This window comes from Flavobacterium sp. W21_SRS_FM6 (assembly GCF_052119645.1).
In the GTDB taxonomy this organism is placed as follows: domain Bacteria; phylum Pseudomonadota; class Gammaproteobacteria; order Enterobacterales; family Alteromonadaceae; genus Paraglaciecola.
Map to the genome: position 1 here is coordinate 14,525 of NZ_JBGQOM010000018.1, position 25,673 is coordinate 40,197.

At 44.8% G+C, this 25,673-nt stretch carries 26 protein-coding genes and 1 riboswitch; of the genes, 14 read left to right on the forward strand and 12 right to left on the reverse strand.

The window, feature by feature from the left end:
- The first annotated feature begins 1 nt into the window (after position 1).
- The 3 genes from ACEN2L_RS19960 to ACEN2L_RS19970 are packed head-to-tail and all read left to right on the forward strand — an operon-like array spanning position 2 to position 2,614.
- Positions 2-1,090, forward strand: coding sequence for a FecCD family ABC transporter permease (locus ACEN2L_RS19960; RefSeq protein WP_441745855.1), 1,089 nt, complete (start codon positions 2-4; stop codon positions 1,088-1,090).
- On the forward strand, positions 1,083-1,865 hold the full coding sequence (locus ACEN2L_RS19965) for an ATP-binding cassette domain-containing protein (RefSeq protein ID WP_441745856.1): 783 nt from the start codon (positions 1,083-1,085) through the stop codon (positions 1,863-1,865). Before ACEN2L_RS19960 ends, ACEN2L_RS19965 begins: the two co-directional genes overlap by 8 nt.
- A gap of 17 nt (positions 1,866-1,882) precedes the next feature.
- Positions 1,883-2,614: a HugZ family pyridoxamine 5'-phosphate oxidase gene (locus ACEN2L_RS19970; protein ID WP_441745857.1), complete on the forward strand. Its 732-nt coding sequence runs from the start codon at positions 1,883-1,885 to the stop codon at positions 2,612-2,614.
- Positions 2,615-2,673: 59 nt separating this feature from the next.
- Here the strand turns inward: ACEN2L_RS19970 and htpX are convergent, their stop codons facing one another.
- On the reverse strand, positions 2,674-3,546 hold the full coding sequence (htpX, locus tag ACEN2L_RS19975) for a protease HtpX (protein WP_306020813.1): 873 nt from the start codon (positions 3,544-3,546) through the stop codon (positions 2,674-2,676).
- Between the two features lie 462 nt (positions 3,547-4,008).
- Here htpX and ACEN2L_RS19980 point away from each other — a divergent pair, with 462 nt between their 5' ends.
- The 3 genes from ACEN2L_RS19980 (at position 4,009) to ACEN2L_RS19990 (ending at position 7,200) form a co-directional block, all read left to right on the forward strand.
- Positions 4,009-4,992, forward strand: a complete 984-nt coding sequence (locus ACEN2L_RS19980) for an alpha/beta hydrolase family protein (RefSeq protein WP_441745858.1) — start codon at positions 4,009-4,011, stop codon at positions 4,990-4,992.
- A gap of 130 nt (positions 4,993-5,122) precedes the next feature.
- Complete coding sequence (locus ACEN2L_RS19985) at positions 5,123-6,061, forward strand: alpha/beta fold hydrolase (RefSeq protein ID WP_441745859.1); 939 nt, start codon at positions 5,123-5,125, stop codon at positions 6,059-6,061.
- Positions 6,058-7,200, forward strand: coding sequence for an RNA polymerase sigma factor (locus ACEN2L_RS19990; protein WP_441745860.1), 1,143 nt, complete (start codon positions 6,058-6,060; stop codon positions 7,198-7,200). Before ACEN2L_RS19985 ends, ACEN2L_RS19990 begins: the two co-directional genes overlap by 4 nt.
- A 27-nt stretch (positions 7,201-7,227) precedes the next feature.
- Here the strand turns inward: ACEN2L_RS19990 and ACEN2L_RS19995 are convergent, their stop codons facing one another.
- The 10 genes from ACEN2L_RS19995 to rpoZ all read right to left on the reverse strand — a co-directional run bounded on the left by ACEN2L_RS19995 (position 7,228) and on the right by rpoZ (position 16,922).
- Positions 7,228-7,701, reverse strand: a complete 474-nt coding sequence (locus tag ACEN2L_RS19995; RefSeq protein WP_441745861.1) for a peroxiredoxin — start codon at positions 7,699-7,701, stop codon at positions 7,228-7,230.
- A 21-nt stretch (positions 7,702-7,722) separates the two neighbouring features.
- Entirely contained in the window at positions 7,723-8,151 is a 429-nt protein-coding gene (locus ACEN2L_RS20000) for a VOC family protein (RefSeq protein ID WP_441745862.1), read from the reverse strand.
- Positions 8,152-8,372: 221 nt separating this feature from the next.
- Positions 8,373-9,173 (reverse strand): class I SAM-dependent methyltransferase, encoded by an 801-nt coding sequence (locus ACEN2L_RS20005; protein ID WP_441745863.1) that lies wholly within the window; start codon positions 9,171-9,173, stop codon positions 8,373-8,375.
- 1 nt (position 9,174) lies between these two features.
- On the reverse strand, positions 9,175-11,250 hold the full coding sequence (recG, locus tag ACEN2L_RS20010) for an ATP-dependent DNA helicase RecG (RefSeq protein ID WP_441745864.1): 2,076 nt from the start codon (positions 11,248-11,250) through the stop codon (positions 9,175-9,177).
- 199 nt (positions 11,251-11,449) lie between these two features.
- Positions 11,450-12,088: a peroxiredoxin-like family protein gene (locus ACEN2L_RS20015; protein ID WP_441745865.1), complete on the reverse strand. Its 639-nt coding sequence runs from the start codon at positions 12,086-12,088 to the stop codon at positions 11,450-11,452.
- A 407-nt stretch (positions 12,089-12,495) separates the two neighbouring features.
- Positions 12,496-12,996, reverse strand: a complete 501-nt coding sequence (locus ACEN2L_RS20020; protein WP_441745866.1) for a fasciclin domain-containing protein — start codon at positions 12,994-12,996, stop codon at positions 12,496-12,498.
- A gap of 275 nt (positions 12,997-13,271) precedes the next feature.
- Positions 13,272-14,000 (reverse strand): tRNA (guanosine(18)-2'-O)-methyltransferase TrmH, encoded by a 729-nt coding sequence (trmH, locus tag ACEN2L_RS20025; protein ID WP_441745867.1) that lies wholly within the window; start codon positions 13,998-14,000, stop codon positions 13,272-13,274.
- Positions 14,001-14,006: 6 nt separating this feature from the next.
- Positions 14,007-14,393, reverse strand: coding sequence for a RidA family protein (locus tag ACEN2L_RS20030; RefSeq protein WP_306020827.1), 387 nt, complete (start codon positions 14,391-14,393; stop codon positions 14,007-14,009).
- Positions 14,394-14,412: 19 nt separating this feature from the next.
- A complete protein-coding gene (spoT, locus tag ACEN2L_RS20035) occupies positions 14,413-16,542 on the reverse strand; it encodes a bifunctional GTP diphosphokinase/guanosine-3',5'-bis pyrophosphate 3'-pyrophosphohydrolase (protein WP_306020828.1) in 2,130 nt (709 codons plus the stop codon).
- 107 nt (positions 16,543-16,649) lie between these two features.
- Positions 16,650-16,922, reverse strand: coding sequence for a DNA-directed RNA polymerase subunit omega (rpoZ, locus tag ACEN2L_RS20040; RefSeq protein WP_306020830.1), 273 nt, complete (start codon positions 16,920-16,922; stop codon positions 16,650-16,652).
- 156 nt (positions 16,923-17,078) lie between these two features.
- Positions 17,079-17,177, forward strand: a riboswitch (TPP riboswitch).
- A 160-nt stretch (positions 17,178-17,337) separates the two neighbouring features.
- Between rpoZ and thiC the strand changes: the two genes are divergently transcribed.
- The 6 genes from thiC to thiH are packed head-to-tail and all read left to right on the forward strand — an operon-like array spanning position 17,338 to position 23,821.
- Entirely contained in the window at positions 17,338-19,299 is a 1,962-nt protein-coding gene (thiC, locus tag ACEN2L_RS20045) for a phosphomethylpyrimidine synthase ThiC (protein WP_441745868.1), read from the forward strand.
- A 2-nt stretch (positions 19,300-19,301) separates the two neighbouring features.
- Positions 19,302-20,879 (forward strand): bifunctional hydroxymethylpyrimidine kinase/phosphomethylpyrimidine kinase, encoded by a 1,578-nt coding sequence (locus tag ACEN2L_RS20050; RefSeq protein WP_441745869.1) that lies wholly within the window; start codon positions 19,302-19,304, stop codon positions 20,877-20,879.
- Positions 20,876-21,703 (forward strand): HesA/MoeB/ThiF family protein, encoded by an 828-nt coding sequence (locus tag ACEN2L_RS20055; RefSeq protein WP_441745870.1) that lies wholly within the window; start codon positions 20,876-20,878, stop codon positions 21,701-21,703. The genes ACEN2L_RS20050 and ACEN2L_RS20055 overlap by 4 nt, the downstream gene beginning before the upstream one ends.
- On the forward strand, positions 21,700-21,921 hold the full coding sequence (thiS, locus tag ACEN2L_RS20060; RefSeq protein WP_441745871.1) for a sulfur carrier protein ThiS: 222 nt from the start codon (positions 21,700-21,702) through the stop codon (positions 21,919-21,921). The genes ACEN2L_RS20055 and thiS overlap by 4 nt, the downstream gene beginning before the upstream one ends.
- A 3-nt stretch (positions 21,922-21,924) precedes the next feature.
- Complete coding sequence (locus tag ACEN2L_RS20065; RefSeq protein WP_441745872.1) at positions 21,925-22,722, forward strand: thiazole synthase; 798 nt, start codon at positions 21,925-21,927, stop codon at positions 22,720-22,722.
- Positions 22,712-23,821 carry a 2-iminoacetate synthase ThiH gene (gene thiH / locus ACEN2L_RS20070; protein WP_441745873.1) on the forward strand — a complete coding sequence of 370 codons (1,110 nt, stop codon included), beginning with the start codon at positions 22,712-22,714 and terminating at the stop codon, positions 23,819-23,821. Before ACEN2L_RS20065 ends, thiH begins: the two co-directional genes overlap by 11 nt.
- A gap of 18 nt (positions 23,822-23,839) precedes the next feature.
- On the opposite strand, the gene gmk is transcribed toward thiH, so the two are convergent.
- On the reverse strand, positions 23,840-24,484 hold the full coding sequence (gene gmk, locus ACEN2L_RS20075) for a guanylate kinase (protein WP_306020841.1): 645 nt from the start codon (positions 24,482-24,484) through the stop codon (positions 23,840-23,842).
- Between the two features lie 127 nt (positions 24,485-24,611).
- On the opposite strand from gmk, the gene cyaY reads away from it, so the two are divergent.
- Together cyaY and ACEN2L_RS20085 are read left to right on the forward strand one after the other, a co-directional pair.
- On the forward strand, positions 24,612-24,932 hold the full coding sequence (gene cyaY, locus ACEN2L_RS20080; RefSeq protein WP_306020843.1) for an iron donor protein CyaY: 321 nt from the start codon (positions 24,612-24,614) through the stop codon (positions 24,930-24,932).
- Between the two features lie 12 nt (positions 24,933-24,944).
- On the forward strand, positions 24,945-25,616 hold the full coding sequence (locus ACEN2L_RS20085) for an alpha/beta hydrolase (RefSeq protein ID WP_441745874.1): 672 nt from the start codon (positions 24,945-24,947) through the stop codon (positions 25,614-25,616).
- Positions 25,617-25,673 lie beyond the last annotated feature (57 nt).

The following is a 25,673-nucleotide window of genomic DNA, read 5'->3' on the forward strand; positions in this document are numbered from 1 at the left end:
GATGCTGACCATACCAACACAGCAATTACAGTTGATTTTGCAAAAGCGCCGACAGAAGCAAGTAAAAAGCCTGTTAATCGCGACCTTGCTGGGCTTTTGCATGTTAGTTGTCGGCATACAAACTGGCAGTGTTCAGCAGTCTGTATCGGTCTTGATGGATATTGTGCTACAAAAATTTGACCAACAAGCCCTTAGTCAAGAGCAAACAATTCAATGGTATATCTTTGCCGAATTACGCGCACCGCGAATGATAATGGCCATGTTGGTGGGTGCCTTATTAGCCATGTCTGGCTGTGCTATGCAGGGTTTGGTAAGAAATCCTTTGGCAGACCCTGGCTTAATTGGTATATCTGCTGGGGCCGCGGCGGCGGCGGCCAGTGTATTAGCAGTGACTAATCACTTTCCTGATATTGTCTTCAGTGGCTATTATCTGGTTGCGTTGTCAGCTTTTCTCGGTGCGCTACTTGCCGTATGGTTGGTCATCGTGATTGCTCGAAGCCCCGCTGGCATGGCCATATCCACTTTAATTTTGGCAGGCGTAGCCGTTAATGCCGTGGCCACTACCCATATTGGTGCCATCAGTTATATGGCCAATGATGATGCGCTGCGTCAAATCACGTACTGGACCATGGGCAGCCTTGGTGGCATAAACTGGTCTAAAGTCGTCTTTGTAGGCGCATTTTTCCTCCCCGTATGTTATCTGTTTTTGCACCTGCGCCAAGCACTTAATATGCTAGCCTTAGGTGAAAATGAGGCACAGTGTATGGGTCTAAATGTCAGTAAATACAAGCGCTTAGTCTTGTGGCTTGTGGCATTTTCAGTGGCCTTAGCCACGGCATTGTGCGGTATAATCGGATTTGTTGGCTTAGTTGTACCGCATATTGCGCGATCCTTATTTAGCGCAGACCATAAATACTTAATGCCTGCATGCGGCGCATTGGGCGCCATCCTAATGTTGGTTGCTGACACTATTTCACGCGCGTTATTTGCGCCAATAGAGATACCCATTGGTATCGTCACATCTGCTATTGGAGCACCTTTTTTCTTGTATTTATTAACGAGAAACAAGTCGAGAGGTGTCTATGCTTAAACTCGAAAACCTCTCTTTACATCACGGAAATACTCACTTATTAGAGGATCTATCATTGCACGTTCAAAGCGGTGATTTTGTTGCTGTGATTGGCGAAAATGGTTGTGGAAAATCCACCTTATTAAGTTGTATTGCTGGATTACATAAGCACTATCGCGGCACACTTCTTTTTAATGGGGTGCATTTACATCAATGGCACATCAAACAATTGGCGAAGTTCCGGGCCTATGTCAATCAACATAGCCAACTGCAATTTGCTTTTTTGACCGAAGAGGTTCTGCAATTAGGTCGTGCAAATCAGCTTGAAAGCCAACAACAAAGTAGTGCTGTTATATGTGAAATAGCAGAAATGCTCAGTATCAGCCATCTCTTTGGGAGAGATATTCGAACCTTGTCAGGCGGTGAGCGTCAACGGGTGTTTATCGCCAAAGCTTTAATTCAATTAGTGCCACAACAAAACGAAAAAATCACCAACTACAAGGATAAATTATTGTTGTTGGATGAGCCCACCTCAGCCCTCGATTTTCGTTTTCAAAAAGCCATGATGGACCTTGTGCATTCCTTTTGTCAGCAAGGCTTGGCCGTAATTTGCGTAAGCCATGACATCAATTTAGTGCTGCCATACGCAAAGGAAGTCATGTTGCTGGCAAACGGACGTTGCTTGGCGTCTGGCAGCGTCGGTCAAGTGATTACCAGCGAAAATTTGAGGCAGTGTTTTGGCATCACCCCAAGACTGATAACTCAAACTGGCGCAGCTCCTTACATTACCCATTGATTTTTATAGGATAAGAAATGAAGAACCAACATCATATTTTTAATGCTAAAACCCTTGTTCGCCAGCAACATTCGGGGGTGCTCAGTACACTTTCTGTGTCGCTACCGGGCTATCCCTTTGGCTCAATAGTGCCTTATTTTATGACGAACGAGGGCAATATCATTATCTACATCAGTCAAATAGCCCAGCATACTCGCAATATTAAAGCAGATGCTAAAGTGTCTATGACCCTATTTGATGCGTTAGAAGATGATTCTCAAGCTGCAGGTCGAGTCACCCTATTAGGCGACGCCAAGCCAGCAGATAGTGACGAGTTGATGGTGCAATATTTAGCACTTTTCCCGCAATCACAGAGCTACAAACAAACCCATGACTTTCAGCTTTACCAAATCGACGTGCAAAGGGTGCGCTTCATTGGTGGCTTCGGTCAGATATTTTGGATAAGCAAAGAAGATTGGCTAATAACAAGCACAAATTGGCAGCAAATCAGCCACGGTATTGTGGCTCATATGAATGAGGATCATCAGGATGCGATGCGCGCTATAATCGCCCATCAATTTAACTATAAAGCCAGTTCGGTGATGATGGTTTCAAGCTTCCAAGAAGGGGCTCATATTCGCGCCGACACGCATAATTACTATCTGCCTTTTTCAGCATACTGCACTACAGCACAAGAAGTAAGACAGCAGCTAGTAGACTTAACCCAAGCAGCCAGAGCAGCCTTAGCCTCCAACTTGTGTTTGGCCTAACGGCATCATCACTAGGGCGAGAAGTCAGTTTCTACGCCCTCGTTTTTATTGAAAAACGATTAACCCTGCTGGAGCTGCTTAATTCGCTCATCAAGCGGTGGGTGACTAGAAAACAGTTTTTGTACCTTACCCGCGCTAATTGCGAAGGCGGCCATTTCATCTGGTAAAGGGGGCGCATCTTGATTTTGTTTTAGCCGTTGTAACGCAGCAATCATGTTATTACGACCCGCTAGCTTGGCACCGCCTGCGTCAGCGCGAAACTCACGATAGCGAGAGAACCACATCACAATCATTGAGGCAAAAATACCCAATATAATTTGTGCCACGATAGACACAATCCAAAACGCGGGGCCATGGCCTCGTTCAACTTTAAACACCACGCGGTCAACCACATGACCAATCACGCGAGACAAAAACACCACGAAGGTATTTACCACACCTTGGATGAGGGTTAAGGTCACCATATCGCCATTCGCTACGTGACTCACTTCATGAGCTAACACCGCTTCAATTTCATTTTTTGACATGTTGTGCAACAAGCCTGTGCTCACTGCAACCAAGGCATCATTTTTATTCCAGCCAGTGGCAAAGGCGTTAGGGCTGGCATGATCAAAAATACCCACCTCTGGCATACCAATATTGGCACGCTCTGCCTGCAATTTTACCGTTTGCACCAACCACCTTTCAGTTTCATTGCTGGCCTGTTTAATGACATGAACACCCATAGTGCGTTTGGCCATGAACTTAGACAGCAACAAAGAAATAATCGAGCCACTAAAACCGATGACTGCCGAATAAACCAACAAGGCTTGCAAGTCTAAATCAACGCCGTTTTGCGCTAACAAGCCCTGAAATCCAAATAAACTAAACACCAAACTAATCAGTGCCATCACAGCAATGTTAGTGGCGAGAAACAACAGAATTCTGAACATATTTACTCCTTAGTTGATTCCTGAGATATGGAGTTAACTGATGTACGGCACAAGTGATTTAGAAAAATATTTTCACGTGTTGGACCTACTGCATTCAATCAGGTTTTGTCAGCACATTTAATCTGTTTTTCACCAATGTGGTATACATTGTTTACTGCAACATAGACTGTCGAGACAATGGCAGAAGTAGGGATGATAATAAGTGATAAAAACCGGTCATTCCATTCATAAAAACTGGTATCTCCTTCTAGAAAAATTAACCACTTTTAAGTTTCGGAACTTCTATAAGCATCATTGCTTTGCTTAATACCAAGTTATCCTTACTATAAATACAGTAAGTAAACGAAGGAGCACTTACTAATGACTTTTATAAAATAACACAGTCGGTTAATTTAAATACTTAAAGTAAAGCCGGTTTTATGCTTCGGTGTAAGCAAAAGTCATATTCAAAAGGAATGTTGCATGAAGCTATTTTTAGTCTTTTTCTATCTGACTTTAATAAGCATATTTTGCCACGCTAATGATGGGATAAACGATTCCAGAAGCTGTTTCAGAGGATCATTTGAGAGTCACGAAAGTTGGATCGCTTATTCAGCCACAAAAAAGAATTTTAACAAAGAGCGATTCTTAGCATACTTTCCAAAAAGTAAATTCAATGAGCGAAAAGACACATTGGAATGTGTCGATTTCACGTATCAGGTTGACGGTTTAACCATCGAAGGTTACTACCTTAAACCTAAACAGCATGATAATAAAAAGTTACCACTTGTGATTTTTAACCGAGGCGGTAACGCTGACTTTGGGTACGTGGGTTTTAATAAAAAGATGGACTTTATTGCCGACATTGCAACGCACGGTTATATGGTGATTGGCAGTCAATATCGTGGTGCCAGTACGCGTTTTATTCAAAATAATGGTAACGATGAGTTTGGTGGCAATGATGTAAACGATGTTATCGCGCTCGTTACATTAGCCGAATCTATACCAAATGTTGATAGCGCTAACATTGCATTGGTTGGCTGGAGCCGTGGTGTTATGCAATCTTATCTGGCGGCAAAAAAATTAAAAAATGTTAAGACGATAGTGGCCATTGCCGGTAACGCAGATGCAGAAAAAGCCTTAGTAATACGCCCTGAAATGGAGCGAGTTTATCAGGCCAGAATACCGGATTTTCAAAGCGACAGAGCTAACCAGCTAGCCCAACGCTCAGTAATAAAATGGGTCGATAGGCTACCGGCTGATATGCCAATTTTATTGGTGCATGGCTCAGAAGATAAGCGCGTGAATGTTGAACAATCACTTATGTTGGCCGCAGTGTTGAGTGAACAAGCTTACCCGCATAAATTGGTTATTTTTGCTGGCGGTAACCATAGCTTAGATAAAAATAGGTCAGAGCTGATTGAGCTGACAATCAATTGGCTGGATAACTACCTGAAACCTAAATAGCTGGCGATGTTAACCGGCTAATTCGCTGTACCAGCAATTTTTAGGTTTTTACAAAATTTTTGTCACACATTCTTTAGTCGTCGTGCCTTTACTTTGTACCCACTCTACAACGTTAAAGGAAGACCTAGAGATGAAAACCCTACTGCAAACTATATGTATCCGCAGATCGTTCAAATTTAAGCTTATATTCACGACAATATTTATCGCCTCAATCGTTTTTCAGCTATTGGCTAATGGCCTCGTGTTTGCCGAAGAAAGGTCCAACAATCAATTTACGGTGAGGGTGGTAGGCCAAGGTAAACCGGTGATATTGATCCCGGGGTTAATGTCAGATGAACGCGTTTGGCAAGGTTTAAGTACCGCGTTAGCCAAGCATTATCAACTGCACTTAGTAAACCTAGCGGGCTTTGGCAAAACACCTGCCATTGAGCGACCCTCCTTGCTTGACGTTAAAACGCAACTGCTCAGCTATATTGAGCAAAACAAGTTACAAAATCCAGCTGTGATAGGCCATAGCTTGGGGGGTTTTATGGCGTTTTGGTTAGCGAGTAGCCAACCCGATAGTATTGGCGCGGTGATCTCCATTGACGGCCTACCCTATATTGGCCCAGTATTTACCCATAGCAATACGTCAACGGTGACAAGTTTGGCTGCACAAGCAACACAGTATAGAGACATGTATCAGTTAATGTCCCAGCAGCAACTCAGCGCGCAAAGTCGTTACGGTTTGGCTATTCAAGCGACCAGCGCAGAAGCGCAAGCCAAGGTCATGGCTATGATAGCGACGTCTGACCCAGCAACAGTAGGTGAAGCCATTTACACGCTGTTAAGCACGGATTTACGCCAAGATATTGCCAACATAAAAGCACCGACATTGTTACTAGGTGCCTCTGGTGGTTTTGATAATAAGGCGCAACAAGCAGCAGCTGAGCAACTTTATCAAGCGCAATTAGCGGCGCTGCCTAACGCCAAACTTAAAATGAATACTCAGTCACGCCACTTTATTATGTTTGATGATTCGCAATGGCTGAATGCGCAAATACGTGAGTTTTTAGGAGCAGCATTATGAGCATCAGTTCTAACCTAAATGACACACTATTCGCCGACGTAGAAATGGCTCAGCAAGGTGATAAACAGGCTTTTTCACGCCTAATTCAACAAACAAGTAGGATGGTCAGCAGCATTGCTTTGTCAATTGTGAAAGATTTAGACAGCAGTGAAGACGTGGCGCAGCAAGTCTACATTGGCGCTTGGCAACAATTGGATAGTTTGCAAAACAGCAAAAGCATATTGCCTTGGTTACGCCAAATGACGCGCTACAAAGCTTTAAACTTTTTACGTGACAACAAAGTAAAACAAAAACTAGACAGTGTGCAGGCGGACTTGTTGCTATCACAATTTTGCGACCCTGAAGAAACGTTAGATGTCGCCCTTGAACGCGACCAACAAAGTGCCATTGTCCGTGATTTTATACAGCAACTACCTGAAGAAAGTCGCGAGATTGTCTTGCTATATTACCGTGAAGACCAATCAAGCCAGCAAGTTGCCCGATTATTAGAACAAAGCGAAGCCAATATTAGGCAGAAGCTGTCGCGAGTCAGAAAATTACTACAAGAACAGATATTGTCTAAACATGGCCGTTTATTGTTGTCTACTGCGCCAACCATTGGATTGAGTAGTTTAGTTTTGGGCGCACTCACTACCAGCAGCCCAGTAGCTGCCGCCACCCTAGCTGGCAGTGCGGCGAGCGGTAAATCAGGCTTTTTGGCTAAATTTGCTGCCTTACTCGGCGGCTCAATGTTCGGGGCACTTTTTGGTATCATTGCCATCCGCCTCAGTACGGTACTGTTACTTAAAAAAATAAGTCGCGAGGAAGCCAAACAACAGGTTCTACACTACCGTAAACATATGACTGTCTGGATTCTTTTTGGTGGCATATTGCTCACTCTAGCTTATGAGTTAACTGCAGGATGGTGGGCACCTGTCTGTGCTTATTCGCTATTTGCTGCTGGGGTTATTGTCTTAGTGAGAAGAATGCATAGGTTAATTGAAATCGAGGTTTATTCAGTTCCAAGCCTTGATCCAAAAGAATTGCGCAGTAGAAAGATCCAACGCTTTTGTGGCCTCTGGGGCATGGTGCTGGGTATGGGCACGGGTTTTGCTGGATTATTGATTGGCTTAGTAAATAGCGGTCGATTGCCACTGTAACAGTGGCAATCGTATTTCTTAAACCAATTACATGAGTGCCAACATACTTTCTGCATCACTGACGTCAAATTTTCCAGGGGCTTCAACGTTAAGGATTTTAACCACACCATCTTCTACTAACATGGCATATCGCACTGAACGCGTGCCACCAAAAGTACCGGTTTCTTTGGCAAGACCCACCGCCTTGGCAAAATCAGCCCCGCCATCAGCCAACATAATTAAATGTTCAGCATTATGCAGATCGCCCCAAGCGGTCATCACAAACGCATCGTTCACTGAAGTGCACACAACTTTATCTATGCCTTTAGCGTTAAATTCATCAAACAAAGTCACATAACCGGGTAAGTGTGCTTCTGAACAGGTTGGAGTAAATGCTCCAGGTACAGCAAACATCACGACTTTATTACCACTGAAAATATCTGCCGTTGTAGGGTTTGAGTTAATACCATTCTTACGTAAACTAAACGTGACCTCAGGTAAGCTATCTCCGACTTTAATCATAATTCTCTCCTTTTTCCTTCATTAATTTTTAGCTTGTAATAAATCCCATTTATTGCCTTCACAATCACGAAATATCACTACTGTGGCATAAATTTCCTCTCGTGGCTGCTCTAGAAACGCCACGCCTGCCGCTTGCATTCGCTGATAATCTCGCCAAAAATCATCGCTTTGCAAAAAAAGGAATACGCCATCCCCCCCTTGCTTACCTACAAGTTGCTTTTGCTGCGGATTGGCTTTACATAAAACCAAAGCGCTACTTGATTCAGCGCTTGTCGCTGGTGCAACACGTACCCAACGCTGCTCTTCATTAATAGCCACATCACACAGCAAGGTAAAACCCAGCTTGTTCACATAAAAATCGATAGCGCGATCATAGTCAGTAATTAGGGCGTGTTGACCTTTGGTGTGTGTTTTTGCAGCGTGTTGTGCGGTATTTATACAATAAAGCACGAGCGCGGTGTAGTTATTCTACATGAGCGAGTGATGAAGCAGTAGAAATGCTGCACAAACGTTGCCCGAAGGGTTCAACCCAAAACGTTTTGCTCTTTGTTGCCGGATTTTGACTTAGCCCACTAGGCCTGTAATCCGTCGTCGCGATCAAAACGTTTGGATTTGAACAAAATTCATACACCAAAGGTCAACACGCCCTAGTAGATTAATATTGCTTATCATCATAAACCCGCTTCCTTGATTGTGAGACTCAGATAAATATCAAAGCGGTTAGCTTTGCCTTGTAATTCAAGCTGCGGTTTTTTGTCAGCTAAATACGGTGCGCCTGCGGGACGTTTAACCACGACGCGTTTTTTAGCTAAGGCTAAGGCGGGTGCAAGTAAAGCATCAGCATCTTCATCCGGGCCGAGTAATTGCTGAAATAAGCGCATTTCCTTTTTTACTGCTGCTGATTTTTTGCGATGCGGGAACATCGGGTCAAGATACACCACATCAGGACGCTCACCTTGCCAATTTGCCATGATATTAACCGCAATACCATGCTGTAGGCTCATTCGTTGTGGCAACCAGCCAGCCAGTTCTGCATGTTCACCAGCCCGTTGTAAACCATCAGCCAATAGTGCAGCCACGGCAGGTGAGCGCTCAATGAGTTGCATCTTACAACCAAGACTCGCCAGAACAAAAGCGTCACGACCTAAGCCTGCTGTCGCATCTAGTACACTCAAAGCGGTTTGTCCTTTTAAGCCCACCGCTTTGGCAATCGCCTCTTTTTTACCGCCGCCATGTAAACGGCGAAACGTTAATGCCTCAGATGCAAAATCGACTAGCACTTCCCCTACTTTCGGCTCGTCTAGTTGCTTGAGGCCCAAATGGGTTTCGCTTTGTACTAACACCAAACCTTGATGGCTCATTTCAACAAAGGGTAAGCCCCATTGTTGAGCGGTTTGTTGCGCCTTGATCCGGAGGATTTCAGTGGCATGTTCCGCCACCGTAACGGGAATACAATCAGTAGTTTGTGACATATTAGGCATGACCAAAGTGTGCTTTATGAGCGAGCCAACGGTTGATAATTCCTTGGGCGTTGGCTGGGTAATGTTGCCAAAGGTGCTGCGCCATATTTTGAACTTGCGGTATTAACTCAGCATCACGGATTAAATCGGCAATTTTTAAATCGGCCAAACCGGTTTGTTTGGTGCCAAGTAGCTCGCCCGGCCCTCGTATTTCAAGATCTTGTTGGGCGATATAAAAACCATCATTTGACTCACGCAATACCGATAAGCGCTTACTGGCAGTTTTTGACAAAGGGCTTTGATACATCAGCACACAATGGCTTTCTACCGAACCACGCCCTACACGACCTCGAAGTTGGTGCAACTGCGCTAAACCTAGGCGCTCTGGGTTTTCAATGATCATTAAACTGGCATTGGGCACATCTACCCCGACTTCAATCACCGTAGTGGCCACTAATAAATCAAGATTATCGGCTTTAAACTCCGCCATGATGGCTTGTTTTTCAGCTGCTTTTAAACGGCCATGGACTAAACCCACTTTAAGTTCTGGCAAAAGGGTCGTTAAAATGACGGCGGTGTCTTCAGCCGCTTGGCTTTGTAAAAACTCTGACTCTTCAATCAAAGTACACACCCAATATATTTGACGATGCTGCTCAACAGCGGCATTGCGCACCCTGAGGATCACTTCATCACGACGAGTATCGGGTAACACCACCGTTTTAACTGGCGTACGACCGGGTGGCAGTTCGTCAATAATAGAGGTGTCTAAATCTGCGTAGGCAGTCATGGCTAAAGTTCGTGGAATAGGCGTAGCCGTCATAATTAACTGATGGGGAAATCTGCCTTGAGACTCGCCTTTTTCTCTTAGCGCTAAACGCTGCTGAACCCCAAAACGGTGTTGTTCATCCACAATCACCAGCGCCAAATTAGCAAAGTGCACATGTTCTTGAAAAATGGCATGAGTGCCAACCAGCATCTGAATATCGCCTAATAGCAAAGCAGTAAGTGCTTGCTCACGGGATTTTGCCTTCATCTTGCCTGCCAACCAGCCTACTTCAATACCGAGTGGTGCTAACCATTCCTTGAAGTTATTCGCGTGTTGCTCAGCTAATAATTCAGTGGGAGCCATTAACGCTACCTGATAACCCGCATCAATGGCAGATAAGGCCGCCATCACTGCGACTAGGGTTTTACCCGAGCCCACGTCACCTTGCACTAAACGCATCATGGGCCGATTAATTTGCATGTCTTGCTGAATATCCTTTAATACTCGGCTTTGTGCATTCGTAGGCGAAAAAGGTAAGTTGGTTAAAAACTGTTGAAGCAGTGCCTTACTGGGTTTAATCATATAACTTTGATGCTGCTGACTTTGCGCCCTTACTTGCAAAACACTCAGATGATGAGCAAGCAGCTCTTCCATGATCAAGCGCTGCTGGGCTGGATGCTTACCCTGCTCTAACAAAGTAAGCGTGACGTCAGGTGGTGGACGGTGCACCAGCTGCAAGGCGTCAACTAAGCGTATTTGTTGGTGATACAAGCCATCGGGTAGCAATTCAGCCAAGCCCCCTTTACGCACTAGGTTTAAAGCCTGCTCTGTTAGGTTTCGCAGGGTAATTTGCTTGATGCCATCTGTGGCAGGGTAAACCGGTGTGAGCGATTCTTGAACTGGGGAGGGATTATCTAAATTTACCAGTTTGTATTCAGGATGCATGATCTCAAAACCAAACTTGCCTGCTTTAACTTCACCAAAGCAACGTACTGTTTTTCCCACTTCTAAGTTATTTTTTTGCGCCGCACTGAAATGAAAGAAACGTAAGGTCAAGGTACCGGTACCGTCACTGACTCTGACAATTAACATGCGCTTACGACCAAACTGCACATCACAAGACATGATTTCACCTTGCACATTGGTAGATAAGTGCGGCTGTAAATCGACAATAGGATAGATACGGGTGCGGTCTTCGTAGCGATGCGGCAGGTGAAACAATAAGTCCTGCACATTAACGATGCCCAGTTTAGCTAAATTTTCTGCTACTTTGGCTCCAACGCCTTTTAGCTCAGAGACCAGTGTAAAGGCTAGGCCGCGCATGAATTCCTTGTTAAACCGGGCGCTAATAAACGCAATTATGTGACAATTTGAACGGCATAATACAACAAATGCGACAAAAGGCTTACCGGATATTTGGGATCCATTGAAAAGGAAAAACCCAAAAAATAGCTCAACCGAATAGATTGAGCTTAAGCATTACTTGAATACTGATGTTTTTCTGAGTTGAATGACTGGAACGTTATTGCAGTAATTGCGCAGCAGATAGCAGAAATTCTGGCGATAAACGTTCTTTAAAGTCAGAGTTAACAAAGCTAAACTTCACTTTTCCTTTAGTATCGAGAATAAACACTGCGGGTGCAGGTAGCACTGCCTTACCGCTTTTATCTTGTTGATTTAAGTCGATATCCCAGCTGGTTTTATATTTACTGGTAGTTTTATCATCAACATAAAAAGCGATACCAAAACCTTTGATCGTGTCTAAGCTGGCATCTGACAACAAGCGCACAGTAAATTTTTCTTGTAATTTTTGGGCTTGTAATTGAGCAGGGGTTTCAGGTGATACGGCAATAATTTGATAACCTAAAGCATCTAATTGCTCTTCGATATCCTTTAGGCCCGCTAACTGACGATTACAGTAAGGGCACCATCCACCACGATAAAAAATGATAACAGACGGTTTTTCTAAGGTCAGTGCTTTTAAACTCACTGGCGCCCCATCAACCGTTAAAAGCGTACTATTAGGCACACTTTGGCCGATTAATAATGGGCTAACGTCATCAGCAACATCAGCTATTTGAGTGCGATCAAAAGCACTCGCTGCTTGTGTAAATAAGCTTGTGCATACAACAAAAATTAAAACAAGTAGTGAATATTTCATGGATTCCTCAATAAAAAATAAGATTTACTGTGGTAGACCTAGGCCAAAGCAAAATACTTTCATCGATAAGCCTTGTTTAAGGCCTGTTGAACTTTGTGGTATAAATTTTGTTCAATCTACACGCTTTTTAAGCGCGGCCCTGATTTGTAGGCCTAGTGAAACGCTGTTGCAAAACAAGTCAAAAATCAGTCACAAAGAGTAAAAAGCGTTTGTGCTACATTTCTACCATTTCATCACCCATTCAAGTAGATCAACTACATCACATTCGTGCTTCATTGTTTAAATACTGTACAACTCGCTGCAAACACATACCCTAAAGGTCAACTGGCCGGAGTTTGTATTGCATAAAACCGATAGATAAACATAAAAAAGGCCATCTAAGATGGCCTCATGCTAATGGTTATTGCCTAAGGCAATAAAACGGTATCGATAACGTGTATCACACCGTTTTTGGTTTTTAAGTCAGTTTGTACTACATTGGCATTGTTGAGCATGACTCCAGCGTCGCTGGCTTTAATCATGACATTGCCGCCTTGTACTGTTTTAGCCTGTGTTAATTTCACCACATCTTTGGCGTACACTTCGCCAGCAACAACATGGTAAGTCAACACGGCAACTAACTTGTCTTTGTTTTCTGGCTTTAACAGGTCCTCTACTGTTCCGGCAGGCAGTTTTGCAAACGCTTCATTAGTAGGAGCAAATACCGTAAAAGGTCCAGCACCTTGCAAGGTATCAACCAAACCAGCGGCTTTAACAGCTGCAACTAGAGTTGTAAAAGAGGAATTACTCGCTGCGGTTTCGACGATATCCATTTTAGCTTCGTCATGATGACCTGCTATAGCAGGTGCAGCTATTAGTGACAGTGATACTACGCTTGCAGAGATAAATTTTAATAGAGTGCTTTTCATATTTTTCCTTAATTTATGTAGATAATTCACATCGCTTTTACGACGCAGTAAGCCATTTTAAAGAGTGGCTTAGCGCATTAATTAACACTCCATTAATACCGTGCAAAGCAGCACTTTGATCAAAAATTATATTAAGAAATATTAATAAAATTCAGATACTTAAATAACATTAAAAAGAAAACCAAGAAGACGTAGCCACACTATACGTGATAACAAACAAAAAAGATTAGAGTGATTTTTGCGCAGGTGAAAGGCGTAGTATTGAAATGAAAAGGCTAACGACTGGGGGTAAATTGTACTTGTTGCCACCAGCTAGGGTCGGCCACAATTTTACCCGCGGCATCAATCGGTGGATGACTGATCCCCTTACGTTCACACAAGGCATACAGGCGCGGAAAGCCGCCTTTGAACAGCAATAACTGGCGTTGCTCATAACTTAATTGCGTCTTGTTATACATTCCTGCTTGTTGACGTTGACGCTGGGCTTCGTAAAGGATTAAGGCTGCAGCAACAGAAACATTCAGTGATTGCACCATGCCAACCATGGGAATGATGACTTTTTTGTCTGCCAACGCAACGGCTTGTGGTGTCGCGCCAAACTTTTCTTGGCCGAGTAATATTGCAGTGGGTTTGGTGTAATCAATATCCCGAAAATCAACCGCATCCTCGGCTAAATGGGTGACTAACACTTGCATATCTTGCTGATGAAAATATTCAACGGCGTTTTCAATGGTGCTATGACGCTGGGTAAATACCCAATCTTCGGCGCCCATGGCCGTATCTTTGCGCATCAAATGTTCTTCACGAGATACCGCATGCACTGTATGAATGCCTACGGCGTCACAGCTACGAAGCACCGCAGATACATTATGAGGTTTATGCACTTGTTCCAAGCAGACAGTTAAGTCTGCTTGGCGCAAGTCAACAAAGCTTGATATGCGTTGGTAACGTTCGGCTGACATAGTAGTGTAGGCCGCTTCGTTACTTTTAGAACGGATAGGCATATTCCCTTACTCAGGTAATTCCATCACACCGTCTATTTCAATTTGAGCACCACGAGGTAAGGCACTCACTTGCACTGCAGCACGTGCAGGGTAAGGTTGCTTAATGTATTGGCTCATGATCTCGTTCACTGTCGCAAATTTACCCAGATCAGTTAAGTAAATATTCACCTTAGCTAAGTCGGCAGTAGAGCCACCAGCTGCTTCACATACAGCGGTAATATTTTTAAATACTTGGTGTGCTTGTTCAGCAAAATCTTCTGACACCATCTCCATGGTTTCAGCAACTAGAGGAATTTGGCCCGATAAATAAACGGTAGTGCCACATTTAATAGCTTGACTGTAGGTACCAATAGCTTGTGGTGCCTGATCAGTGTGAATTACAGACTTAGACATGTTAACCCTTCTTTATTAGTTAGACGTTCGTCGACTTGGAGTGTCTACTTTGACTATGTCGCGATACGCGTTGGACTTCTGGCATGATCCGAATTTTGCGCATGACATTGGCCAATTGCACTCGGTTTTTCGTTGTTAGCTCGATATCGATGTAATAGATATTGCTTTCTTTTTCTTCGGTTTGCAGGCTGATAATGTTCGAACCACAGCTGGCAACCGTATTCGTAAGTGTAGCTAAAGTGCCTTGATGATTAACCAGTTCAATACGCAGTGCTGCATTAAATTCACCACTTACATTGCTGTCCCATTGCATCACCAATACACGATGTGGCTCTTCGCGGCTTAATTTACGAATATTACTGCAGCCGTGCTGATGAATAACCATGCCTTTGCCAGGACTGAGTATGGCCACGATTTCATCACCAGGAATAGGGTGACAACAGCGGGAATAAGAAACCAGTAACCCTTCAGTGCCTCTGATTGCCACCTTTAATTGTTTGTCAGATAAATGTTGTGAGTCACCCAATAAACGACGCGCAACTATAATACTGAGTTCGTTGCCTAAACCTATATCGGCGAGTAGTGCATCAAAATTATCATGTTTGGTTTCTGAAACGACACGATTGATATCGGCTTGTGGGATCTCATCTAATTTTACCGTGCCTAGTGCATGACGAAGAAGGCGATTACCCATTATTACCGCTTCTTCTGAGCGCTGATTTTTCAGATAATGACGAATATGTGCCCGTGCTCTCGCACTGACCACAAAATTTAACCAATTCGCGTTCGGTTTAGCTCGCGGTGAAGTAATAATCTCAACCGTTTGCCCATTTTCTAGTGGCTTACTTAAGGAAAAAGTACGTCTCTCTACTTTTACACCAACACACGAGTTACCCACATCGGTATGCACTGCATAAGCAAAATCAACTGCGGTAGCACCCATAGGCAATTCGATAATACGGCCGTCTGGAGTGAAAACATAAATCTCGTCGGGAAACAAATCCGTTTTGACGTTTTCAATAAACTCAAACGAAGAACTCGCGCTTTGCTGTAATTCAATTAACGACTGCATCCACTTACGGGCTCTTACCTGTGCGGTGGTATCATTTACGTCATCAGAATCTTTGTACAGCCAATGGGCCGCGACTCCTTTATCTGCCATTTGATCCATGGCCAGGGTACGAATTTGTATTTCGACCGGAATACCGTGCGGACCAATCAACGAGGTATGTAAAGACTGGTAGCCGTTCGTTCGCGGAATCGCAATATAATCTTTAAAACGACTTTCGATGGGTTTATACAAACCATGCATCGCCCCCAGCGCGCGATAACAATGATCAACACTTTCTACAACCACTCTAAAGGCATAGATATCCATCACTTCGTTGAACATCAATTCTTTGTTCTTCATTTTGCGATAAATAGAATACAAGTGTTTTTCGCGGCCACTGGTTGTGGCTTCAATGCCCGCAGCGGCGAGTCGCGATTCGACTTCTTTGCGCGTGTTTTCAATCACTTCTTTGCGGTTACCACGGGCTTGTTTTACGGCCCCTTTTAACGCTCGGTAACGCAGTGGATACATGGCTTGAAAACCTAAGTCTTCAAGCTCATTTTTAATTTCGTGAATACCTAGGCGATGTGCAATCGGGGCATAAATTTCAAGAGTTTCGCGCGCTATGCGGCGGCGTTTATCTGGACGTAATGAACCCAAGGTCCGCATATTGTGCGTGCGATCAGCCAACTTAATCAAAATAACGCGAATATCTTTGACCATGGCCATGATCATTTTTCGGAAGTTCTCAGCCTGAGCTTCTTGGGTACTACTAAACTGAATTTTATCTAACTTACTGACACCCTCAACCAGTTCACCCACAGTTTGACCAAACTGGGCACTTAAGTCGTCTTTGTCGTGATGCGTGTCCTCAATAACATCGTGTAATAACGCTGCCATCAAGGTTTCGTAATCAAGGCGCATGTCAGCCAATATACCGGCTACTGCAACAGGGTGCGTAATGTAAGGATCGCCACTTGAACGCATTTGTCCGCTATGTGCATCACGTGCTAATAAAAACGCACGTTGAATGTCCGCAACCCTATCGGGTGGCAGATAGCTCTCAAGTTTTTGTTTTAAGCCCTCAAACAAATACACAAATTACGCTTTTAGTCAGTGATGAATACAGCAAGAATACGGGGATTTTGTTTACAAGCCAACGGCTAAACACAGAGAATGTTTAGCCTTGCTATAAAAAAATAGAATTAATGCTCAGAAAGGATGTTTGCAACAGATGCGAATTCAACACGATCTTGTTCATGTTGATCACGAATGCTTTGCTCTTCAAGGGTTTTAGCGTTAACTAAACCTTGCTCAATTTCACGTAATGCAATTACGGTTGGCTTGTCAGTGCCTCTTGATACTAAAGGATCTTTTCCTTCAATAGCTATTTGACGAGCACGGCGAGCTGCCACCAAAACTAAATCAAATCGATTGCCAATTTTATCTACAGCATCTTCAACTGTTACGCGAGCCATGATGATTTCCGTTAAATGTTTATTGAAAAAAGGTCGCATAGTGTACTGATTTATGCGCCCGTTTAAAAGCAATTTGATCGATAAAGCACTAATCAGATCGACTTACTCCTCATTAACAAATCACTTGTGGCTAATTTCCTCTTATGTTTATACTTAAAGCTCTTGTCGGAGTGCCTAAGGGCTGAGACCGTTAATTCGGGATCCGTTGAACCTGATCGAGTTAGTACTCGCGAAGGAAACAAGCGTGATAGCGCTAATTGTTCATGAAAGTGAATCTAATTGGTTTTCATCATTTTGCTAACAACCGTATTTTTGTGCCACATCAAGCGGCTGAAAATAAAACGTTGTTAGTGCTTTTCAACACAATACTTCTCCAGACAAGCAACTTTCTTTTTAACTACAAGTGAGATTGCTAATGTCAAATCGTCGTCAAACCCGTGCCCAGGCACAACAATTTATTGAAAATTTAAAACCCTTATTACATCCCAATTCTAAAAAAGTGTATTTGTCAGGCTCTCTGCACAATATCAAAGTGGGCATGCGCGCTATTAGTCAAGCAGATACTTTACTCGGGGGCACTGAAGATTTCCCAATCACCGAGTCAAATCCCGACATTATGGTGTATGACTGCGCAGGCCCCTATTCCGATCCAGATGCAGAAATTAACGTGCACCAGGGCTTAAGCAAACTCCGTCAGGCATGGATACTGGCAAGAGGTGATGTAGAACAACTTAACCAAGTCAGTTCACACTATACCCAACAGCGCCTTGCTGACGATGGCCTTTATCATCTCAGGTTTGATGCCTTACAAACACCTCTTAAAGCTAAACAAGGTAAATGCGTTACCCAAATGCATTACGCCAGAGCCGGTATGATTACACCAGAAATGGAGTACATTGCTCTGCGTGAAAACATGGCCCGCGAGCACGTGAGTGACGGCGTATTAACGCAAAAGGCGCCTGGCAATGCCTTTGGTGCCAATATTGGCAAGCCCATTACCGCGGAATTTGTACGTAATGAAGTGGCCCGTGGACGAGCGATTATTCCGCTGAATATTAACCACCCTGAGGCCGAGCCCATGATCATTGGTCGAAACTTTTTGGTGAAGGTCAACGCCAATATTGGTAACTCAGCGGTTACATCGTCAATTGAAGAAGAAGTCGAAAAGCTAGTATGGTCAACACGCTGGGGCGCCGATACGGTAATGGACTTGTCGACTGGGCGTTATATTCATGAAACTCGCGAATGGATTATTCGCAACTCCCCTGTGCCTATTGGTACGGTACCCATTTATCAAGCCTTAGAAAAAGTAAATGGTGTGGCCGAAGACTTAACCTGGGAAGTATTTCGCGACACGCTAATTGAGCAAGCTGAGCAAGGCGTAGATTATTTTACTATCCACGCTGGCGTGTTGCTGCGCTACGTACCCATGACCGCCAAACGCCTTACGGGCATAGTGTCCCGTGGTGGTTCTATCATGGCCAAATGGTGTTTATTTCATCATAAAGAGAGCTTCTTGTATCGCCACTTTCGTGAAATCTGTCAAATTTGTGCGGCCTATGATGTGTCACTGTCTTTAGGTGATGGCATGCGCCCAGGCTGTATTGCTGATGCCAATGATGAGGCTCAGTTTGCTGAATTAGAAACCCTCGGCGAGCTTGTAAAAATAGCGTGGGAATACGATGTGCAGACCATTATCGAAGGACCTGGCCATATTCCCATGCAACTGATTAAAGAAAATATGGACAAGCAACTGGCGATTTGTAGCGAGGCACCGTTTTATACTTTAGGCCCCCAGACTACCGATATTGCGCCGGGTTATGATCATTTTACTTCGGGCATTGGCGCGGCATTAATCGCTTGGTATGGTTGTGCCATGTTGTGTTATGTCACTCCCAAAGAGCACTTAGGTTTACCCAACAAAGAAGACGTTAAACAGGGTTTAATGGCATACAAGATTGCTGCACATGCCGCCGATATCGCCAAAGGACACCCTGGCGCGCAAATTCGCGACAACGCCTTGTCTAAGGCACGCTTTGAGTTTAGATGGGAAGACCAATATAACTTAGGCCTTGATCCTGATACTGCGCGAGCTTATCACGATGAGTCTTTACCTCAAGAATCCGCCAAAGTTGCGCATTTTTGCTCGATGTGCGGCCCTAAATTTTGCTCAATGAAAATCACTCAAGAAGTCAGAGATTACAGCGCCAAACAAGCCATAGAAGTAGAGCCAGACGCCAGTCGATTAGTAGACAGTCGCATGCTCAACGAACAAGAACTTGAACAATATATGCAAGAAAAGTCGGCTGAATTTAGGGCACAAGGTGCGCAGATTTATGCCCCGCTGTCTCAGACGTTGACAAAAGAGCCGGTATAAAGATGGCGACCTTCGATGCAAAGTCGCAGGCGGTTCGCCCCATTGTATGGAGCATCGCTGCTTCAGACAGTGGCGGCGGCGCTGGCATTCAAGCAGATAGCCTGACTATCAACGATTTAGGCGGACATGCCTGTAATATTGTCACCGCGATTACTGCGCAAAATTCACTTGGTGTAAAAGACATGGTCGCTACCTCGGTGGCCATTTTGGCGCAGCAAGTCAACTGTCTACTGGAAGATATGCCGCCAAAGGCGATAAAAATTGGCGTACTGGCCAATGCGCAGCAGGTACGCTGGTTGAGTCAATGGCTCAGTGAGACCTTTGCAAATTACCAACAGCAGCTTCAAGTGTCGATACCCATCATTTGGGACCCTGTGATGCTGGCAACCACGGGCCAAAGCTTAACCGATAAAAGCGCCCCGCCGCTACTAGCCGACTATTTGCACTTAGCCAAACAAGTGAGTTTGCTGACTCCTAATGCCCAAGAGCTTAGGTATTTACTTAACGCAGATGTGGCCGTTGAGCATACTGAACAGTGGTGGTTATGGCTTGAAATACTGGCTCATTCAATACGCAGCAATGTGCTGTTGACCGGCGGTGGTATGCAGCAAGGTTATGCCGTTGACTGGATGATGGTACATGACATTGCCTATAGCTCAGAGCAACATCAACACCAAATTGTGGGCTTTAAAAGTGCCGCCATTAATACGCCCCATCAGCATGGCACCGGCTGTACGTTTTCATCGGCTATCGCCACCGTCTTAGCCCTCGATTATCCTATGCTTGATGCAGTATGTGTTGCAAAAGCGTATGTTAACCAAGGCTTGTTAGCAGGTTATAAAGTAGGACAAGGGGCGGGCGTACTTGCCAGAAACGGCTGGCCGCACACTTTATCTTTATTCCCGACAATTACCTTACCCCACGTTGCTCTGTTACACACCCATCAGCCTCTAGATTTCGCGCCAGTGACGACGCCACTTAACATATACCCCGTGACACAATCCTTAGGAGTGCTCAAGCAAGTACTTGAAGCGGGTGCTCGCACGGTGCAATTAAGGGTCAAATCCACAACAAATCAATGGGAGCTTGAGCAACAAATAAAAGAAGCGGTTGCCTTAGGTACACAATTTCAGGCACAGGTGTTTATTAATGACCACTGGCAGCTCGCAGTAAAATACGGGGCATTTGGTGTGCATCTTGGACAAGAAGACCTACTTCAGGCCGACTTAACGTGTATTGCCAATGCAGGTCTAGCATTGGGGCTGTCGTCTCACGGCTACTTCGAGTTGCTCATTGCTCAACAATTACACCCAAGTTATTTGGCTCTTGGGCACATATTTGCGACGCCCACCAAAACCATGCCATCACAGGCACAGGGCCTAATTAAGCTCAAGCGATATTGCCAGTTACTCAGCGGCAAACTGCCCTTAGTCGCCATCGGCGGCATTAACGCCGATAACCTTGCACAGGTCAAAAGAACGGGCATTGGCGATGTCGCGATTGTGCGCGCCATAGAACAAGCATCGTGCCCTGCTAGTAGTTGGCAATATTTGCAACAGCAATGGGAGATGCAAGCATGACAACATCACTCAGTGAAACGCGCTTTGTCCACTACTACCGGCAAATCTTACTACCAGAAGTGGGGGAATCTGGCCAACAAACACTTCTGCAAAGCCATGTACTAATTGTAGGAGTGGGCGGCTTAGGCACACATGTTGCTCAACAATTGGCGGCGGCGGGTGTGGGGCATCTTTACCTGATGGACAATGACAAGGTTGAACGCTCAAATTTACCACGACAAGTTCTTTTTGCAGCGCCCGATATTGGCCAAAACAAAGTCGATATTGCTAAAAGGCAAATCCGCCAGCACAACCCCGATGTCCATGTTGTTGCATGGCCTTGGCACTTTGATCTTGACTCTGTCGCTACCTTTATCCAACAACAGCCGCTACTATCAGCCGCCCTGCACCAGCAAAAACTCACGGTATTGGATTGCTCTGACAATTTAACCACTCGGCACAGCGTTAATCTGTGGTGCGTTGAGCACAAACTTGTACTGGTGAGCGCCGCCGTGAGTGCCTTTTGTGGCCAATTGCTGCTGGTGGATCTGCAAAACGCCCAGCACGCTGGGTGTTATCGCTGCCTATTTAACGAGCACGCTATAACGCAAGACTGCCAAAGTATGGGTGTTTTGGGCCCGACAGTGGCAGTGGTCGCCAGTATGCAAGCCGCGCTCACCCTTAAACATATTCTGACGGTTGGCGAAGCTGACGATCACCTGCATGTTTATGATGGATATACCCTTAGTTGGCGAAAGCTAAAACGCCAGCGTGATAGACATTGCCCAGTATGTTGCACGCCATCCAACTCCCCTAGCACACACCAACGAGAGGCGTCGTTATGATTACTGTATATTTTAATAGTCAGCCACTCTCAGTGCCTGCTGATACCAACTTGCGCGATATCTTAGCGCTAGTTACAACTACTCAACAATCGCATGAGGCGTTCGCGAATGTTGCCGCCGTAGTAAACGAATGTATTGTGCCCAAAAGCCAATGGCCGCACTACCAATGCCAAGCCAGCGACAATATTGAGTTATTCGCTGCCGTAGCGGGAGGGTAAGCTATGTTAAAAATTGCTGATCACACGTTTAACTCCCGCTTATTTTGTGGCACAGGCAAGTTTGCCAACAGTCAAACTATGCTAGATGCCTTACACGCTTCTGGCTCTGAATTGGTAACGCTGGCGATGAAACGCATCGACAGGCACAGCCACACCGACAATCTCATGCTGCCACTGCAAAAAACAGGCATTAAATTATTGCCGAATACCTCAGGTGCCAGAACCGCCAAAGAAGCGCTATTTGCCGCTGAGCTTGGTCGTGAAATGTTTGCCACTGATTGGGTGAAATTAGAAATACACCCAGACCCAAAGTACCTATTACCTGATCCAATCGAGACATTAATTGCGGCTGAAGCGCTAGTTAAAAAAGGCTTTGTGGTATTGCCCTATGTACACGCAGACCCTGTTTTGTGTCGCCGACTTGAAGCCTTAGGTTGCGCGGCAGTCATGCCCCTCGCTAGTCCTATTGGCAGCAATCAAGGCTTAGTCACCAAAGCTTTTTTACAGATCATCATCGAGCAATCAACGGTTCCGGTCGTCATTGATGCCGGTATCGGCTGCCCATCCGATGCCACCGCAGCGATGGAGTTAGGCGCTGATGCTGTACTGGTCAATACCGCGATTGCTTCAAGTCACTCGCCGCAGCAAATGGCCCAGTGTTTTAAACAAGCGGTTGAAACCGGCAGAATGGCCTATGAAGCAGGTTTAGGTCAGGTGTACCAACATGCCCAACACACTAGTCCGCTAACAGGTTTTTTACGGGAAAATCAGGAGCATCAAGGAGGACTCAATGCACTTTGATAGCGTTTTTGCAAAGCTTGACCAAGTGGATCTGCGCCTCGCACTTTATGCCACCACACCTGTTCAAGTTGAGCAAGCATTACATAATCCGGCAGGCAATATTCAGGCACTTATGGCCTTGCTGTCGCCAGCGGCCCAACCCTACCTAGAGACCATGGCTCAGCGTGCGTCACAACTGACCCAACAGCGCTTTGGACACACCATTAACCTGTTTATTCCGCTATATTTGTCCAACTTATGCGCTAACGAATGTGACTATTGCGGCTTCACCATGAGTAATAAAATCAAGCGAAAAGTCCTGAATTTAGCGGAGATAAACAAAGAGATCGACATATTAAAACGCAACAAGTTTGATTCTGTGCTGTTAGTGGCTGGCGAACATGAAAGCAAGGTCGGCATTGACTATTTTTGCCAAGTTCTGCCCACCATTAAGCAACACTTTAGTCAGGTAAATATGGAAGTACAGCCACTTTCGAGTCAGGACTACGCAAGTTTGCAACTGCTTGGTTTAGACGGTGTCATGTTGTACCAGGAAACATACAACCAAGTGACTTATGCTCAACATCATACCCGCGGTAAAAAACAGGACTTTAGCTACCGGCTCACTAGTCCCGACAGGCTTGGCGAGTTGGGTATAGACAAAATTGGCTTAGGGGTTTTACTCGGTTTAGATGACTGGCGACTTGATGCATTGATGATGGGCTATCATCTTCAACATTTAGAAAACCGCTATTGGCGCAGTAAATTAAGTATCTCTTTACCGCGCTTACGGCCCTGTGTGGGCGGCATTCAACCAAAGTCTGTGCTAAGTGATAGCGGCTTAGTGCAGCTTATTTGTGCTTTTAGGCTATTTAACGCTCACCTTGAGATCAGCTTATCGACTCGAGAAAGTGCCCCCATGCGCAACCATCTCATTCCCCTTGGGATCACGCATATGAGTGCAGGCAGTTCAACTCAACCGGGCGGTTATGCCAACCCAAGCAAGGCACTTGAGCAGTTTGAAATAAGTGATGAACGCTCAGTTCAAGAGATAAGTAGTATGTTGAGCCAAAGAGGCTATCAAGCAATATTTAAGGATTGGGAAAGGGACTGGCATTAAAACGCCAGCCCTTATTACTTATGGTGCGAGTAAGTTTTCAAACAGTTGTTGATGACGCATCACTTGTTTTTCTTTACGTAAACGGCGCGAGGTAACAATGGCATCGAGCTCAGCCAATGCGGCTTCAAATTCATCGTTAACCACAATGTAATCGAATTCATGGTAGTGAGAAATTTCAGCCACCGCTTGTTGCATGCGTTTATCGATAACGTCTGCAGAATCTTGGCCGCGGTCAGTGAGGCGGCGCAACAGTTCTTGTTGAGAAGGCGGCGCGACAAATATAGTCGCGGTGTCAGGAATTTGCGCTTTAACTTGTCGAGCACCTTGCCAGTCAATATCTAAAAATACATCGATACCTTGACGTAAAGTATGTTCGATCACGATTTTAGAAGTGCCGTAGTAGTTGCCAAACACTTCGGCCCACTCAAAAAACGCATCTTGTTTGATCAGCGCTTGGAATTCTTCACGGCTGACAAAGTGGTAGTGCTCACCGTTTATTTCACCTGGCCGAGGGGCACGCGTAGTGTGTGATACCGATACTTGCATGGCATTATTATGCAAGCCTGTTTCACTATGCTTTTGTAATAAGGCTTTGATTAAGCTAGATTTTCCAGCACCTGATGGCGCTGCTAATATAAATAAATTACCTAAGGTGTGGGCCATAATATGTTAGTTTCAATAAATAAAGTGTCGGCGGTAAGTTGCAATGTTAGCATAATGTCGCCAGATCCATAGCGGGTGTCTCCAAATGTTGGATAACATCTGCCCTTAGCAATAATCAGGAATGCTTATGAACGAAAGCCAATATCATCAGATGGTAGACGATCTGTTGATCGATATTGAAGAAATGTTAGACGACTGCGGTGCCGATATTGATTATGAATCGGCGAGCAGTATTCTAACCATGATTTTTACCAACGGCAGTAAAATTATTATCAATAAACAGCCGCCTTTACTGCAATTATGGGTTGCCACTAAATTCAACGGCCATCACTTTAATTTTAAAGATGGATTGTGGATTGATGAACGTACCGGCCTTGAGTTTTGGTCATTTTTAGATGACGCAGCCAGTAAACAAGCGGGACAACCCGTTACCTTTAATAGAGCATAACGAGAGAATTAAATGAGCGAACACGTGCTAGATTTTGTCGAAGTAAACCCTACAAATCCACCCAAAGCCCTAGTTATTTGGTTACATGGCCTAGGTGACTCCGGTAATGGTTTTGCGCCAATTGTGCCAGAACTGATGATACCTGAAGAGTTGGCTGTTCGTTTTATTTTTCCTCATGCACCAGTACGCCCTGTTACCATCAACAACGGCATGAAAATGCGCGCATGGTATGACATTACCAGTCTCGATTTTAATAATCGCGCAGATAGTAAGGGCGTTTTAGAATCGTCTGCCTTAGTCGAGCAATTGATTGACGCTGAGATAGCCAAAGGCATTCCAGCCGATAAAATCGTTTTAGCTGGATTTTCTCAAGGTGGCGTCATTGCATTGCATTTGGGCACTCGAATTGAGAAAAAACTGGCTGGGATCATGTCACTTTCAAGCTACATGAGTGAGCCTGAAAAGCTTGCCGCTGAGGCCAAACAAACCAACAAATCAACTCCTATTTTTATTGGTCACGGGCAACATGATGACGTTGTTCCAATGATAATGGGTAACGCTGCTCGCCAAGTACTAGAGGGTAACCAGTATGCTGTTGAGTGGCATGAATATCAGATGCAGCACAATGTGTGTATGCAAGAGCTCAACGACATATCAGCTTGGTTACAACAACGCTTAGCATAAGGGCGACTCGCGCCATTAGAGAAGGGCGTTATCGATGTATCGAGGCAGACAGGCCAT

Coding starts and splice junctions, on each gene's coding strand:
- ACEN2L_RS19985 (WP_441745859.1), top strand. CDS start 5,123: ATGAAAACCCTACTGCAAACTATATGTATCCGCAGATCGTTCAAATTT.
- thiC (WP_441745868.1), top strand. CDS start 17,338: ATGTCAAATCGTCGTCAAACCCGTGCCCAGGCACAACAATTTATTGAA.
- ACEN2L_RS20015 (WP_441745865.1), bottom strand. CDS start 12,088: ATGAAATATTCACTACTTGTTTTAATTTTTGTTGTATGCACAAGCTTA.
- recG (WP_441745864.1), bottom strand. CDS start 11,250: ATGCGCGGCCTAGCCTTTACACTGGTCTCTGAGCTAAAAGGCGTTGGA.
- rpoZ (WP_306020830.1), bottom strand. CDS start 16,922: ATGGCTCGCGTAACAGTTGAAGATGCTGTAGATAAAATTGGCAATCGA.
- ACEN2L_RS19965 (WP_441745856.1), top strand. CDS start 1,083: ATGCTTAAACTCGAAAACCTCTCTTTACATCACGGAAATACTCACTTA.
- gmk (WP_306020841.1), bottom strand. CDS start 24,484: ATGGCCCACACCTTAGGTAATTTATTTATATTAGCAGCGCCATCAGGT.
- ACEN2L_RS20030 (WP_306020827.1), bottom strand. CDS start 14,393: ATGTCTAAGTCTGTAATTCACACTGATCAGGCACCACAAGCTATTGGT.
- thiS (WP_441745871.1), top strand. CDS start 21,700: ATGATTACTGTATATTTTAATAGTCAGCCACTCTCAGTGCCTGCTGAT.
- ACEN2L_RS20005 (WP_441745863.1), bottom strand. CDS start 9,173: ATGTCACAAACTACTGATTGTATTCCCGTTACGGTGGCGGAACATGCC.
- ACEN2L_RS19960 (WP_441745855.1), top strand. CDS start 2: ATGCTGACCATACCAACACAGCAATTACAGTTGATTTTGCAAAAGCGC.
- ACEN2L_RS19990 (WP_441745860.1), top strand. CDS start 6,058: ATGAGCATCAGTTCTAACCTAAATGACACACTATTCGCCGACGTAGAA.
- ACEN2L_RS20065 (WP_441745872.1), top strand. CDS start 21,925: ATGTTAAAAATTGCTGATCACACGTTTAACTCCCGCTTATTTTGTGGC.
- ACEN2L_RS20050 (WP_441745869.1), top strand. CDS start 19,302: ATGGCGACCTTCGATGCAAAGTCGCAGGCGGTTCGCCCCATTGTATGG.
- ACEN2L_RS20085 (WP_441745874.1), top strand. CDS start 24,945: ATGAGCGAACACGTGCTAGATTTTGTCGAAGTAAACCCTACAAATCCA.
- ACEN2L_RS20020 (WP_441745866.1), bottom strand. CDS start 12,996: ATGAAAAGCACTCTATTAAAATTTATCTCTGCAAGCGTAGTATCACTG.
- htpX (WP_306020813.1), bottom strand. CDS start 3,546: ATGTTCAGAATTCTGTTGTTTCTCGCCACTAACATTGCTGTGATGGCA.
- ACEN2L_RS19995 (WP_441745861.1), bottom strand. CDS start 7,701: ATGATTAAAGTCGGAGATAGCTTACCTGAGGTCACGTTTAGTTTACGT.
- cyaY (WP_306020843.1), top strand. CDS start 24,612: ATGAACGAAAGCCAATATCATCAGATGGTAGACGATCTGTTGATCGAT.
- trmH (WP_441745867.1), bottom strand. CDS start 14,000: ATGCCTATCCGTTCTAAAAGTAACGAAGCGGCCTACACTACTATGTCA.
- ACEN2L_RS19980 (WP_441745858.1), top strand. CDS start 4,009: ATGAAGCTATTTTTAGTCTTTTTCTATCTGACTTTAATAAGCATATTT.
- ACEN2L_RS20055 (WP_441745870.1), top strand. CDS start 20,876: ATGACAACATCACTCAGTGAAACGCGCTTTGTCCACTACTACCGGCAA.
- thiH (WP_441745873.1), top strand. CDS start 22,712: ATGCACTTTGATAGCGTTTTTGCAAAGCTTGACCAAGTGGATCTGCGC.
- ACEN2L_RS19970 (WP_441745857.1), top strand. CDS start 1,883: ATGAAGAACCAACATCATATTTTTAATGCTAAAACCCTTGTTCGCCAG.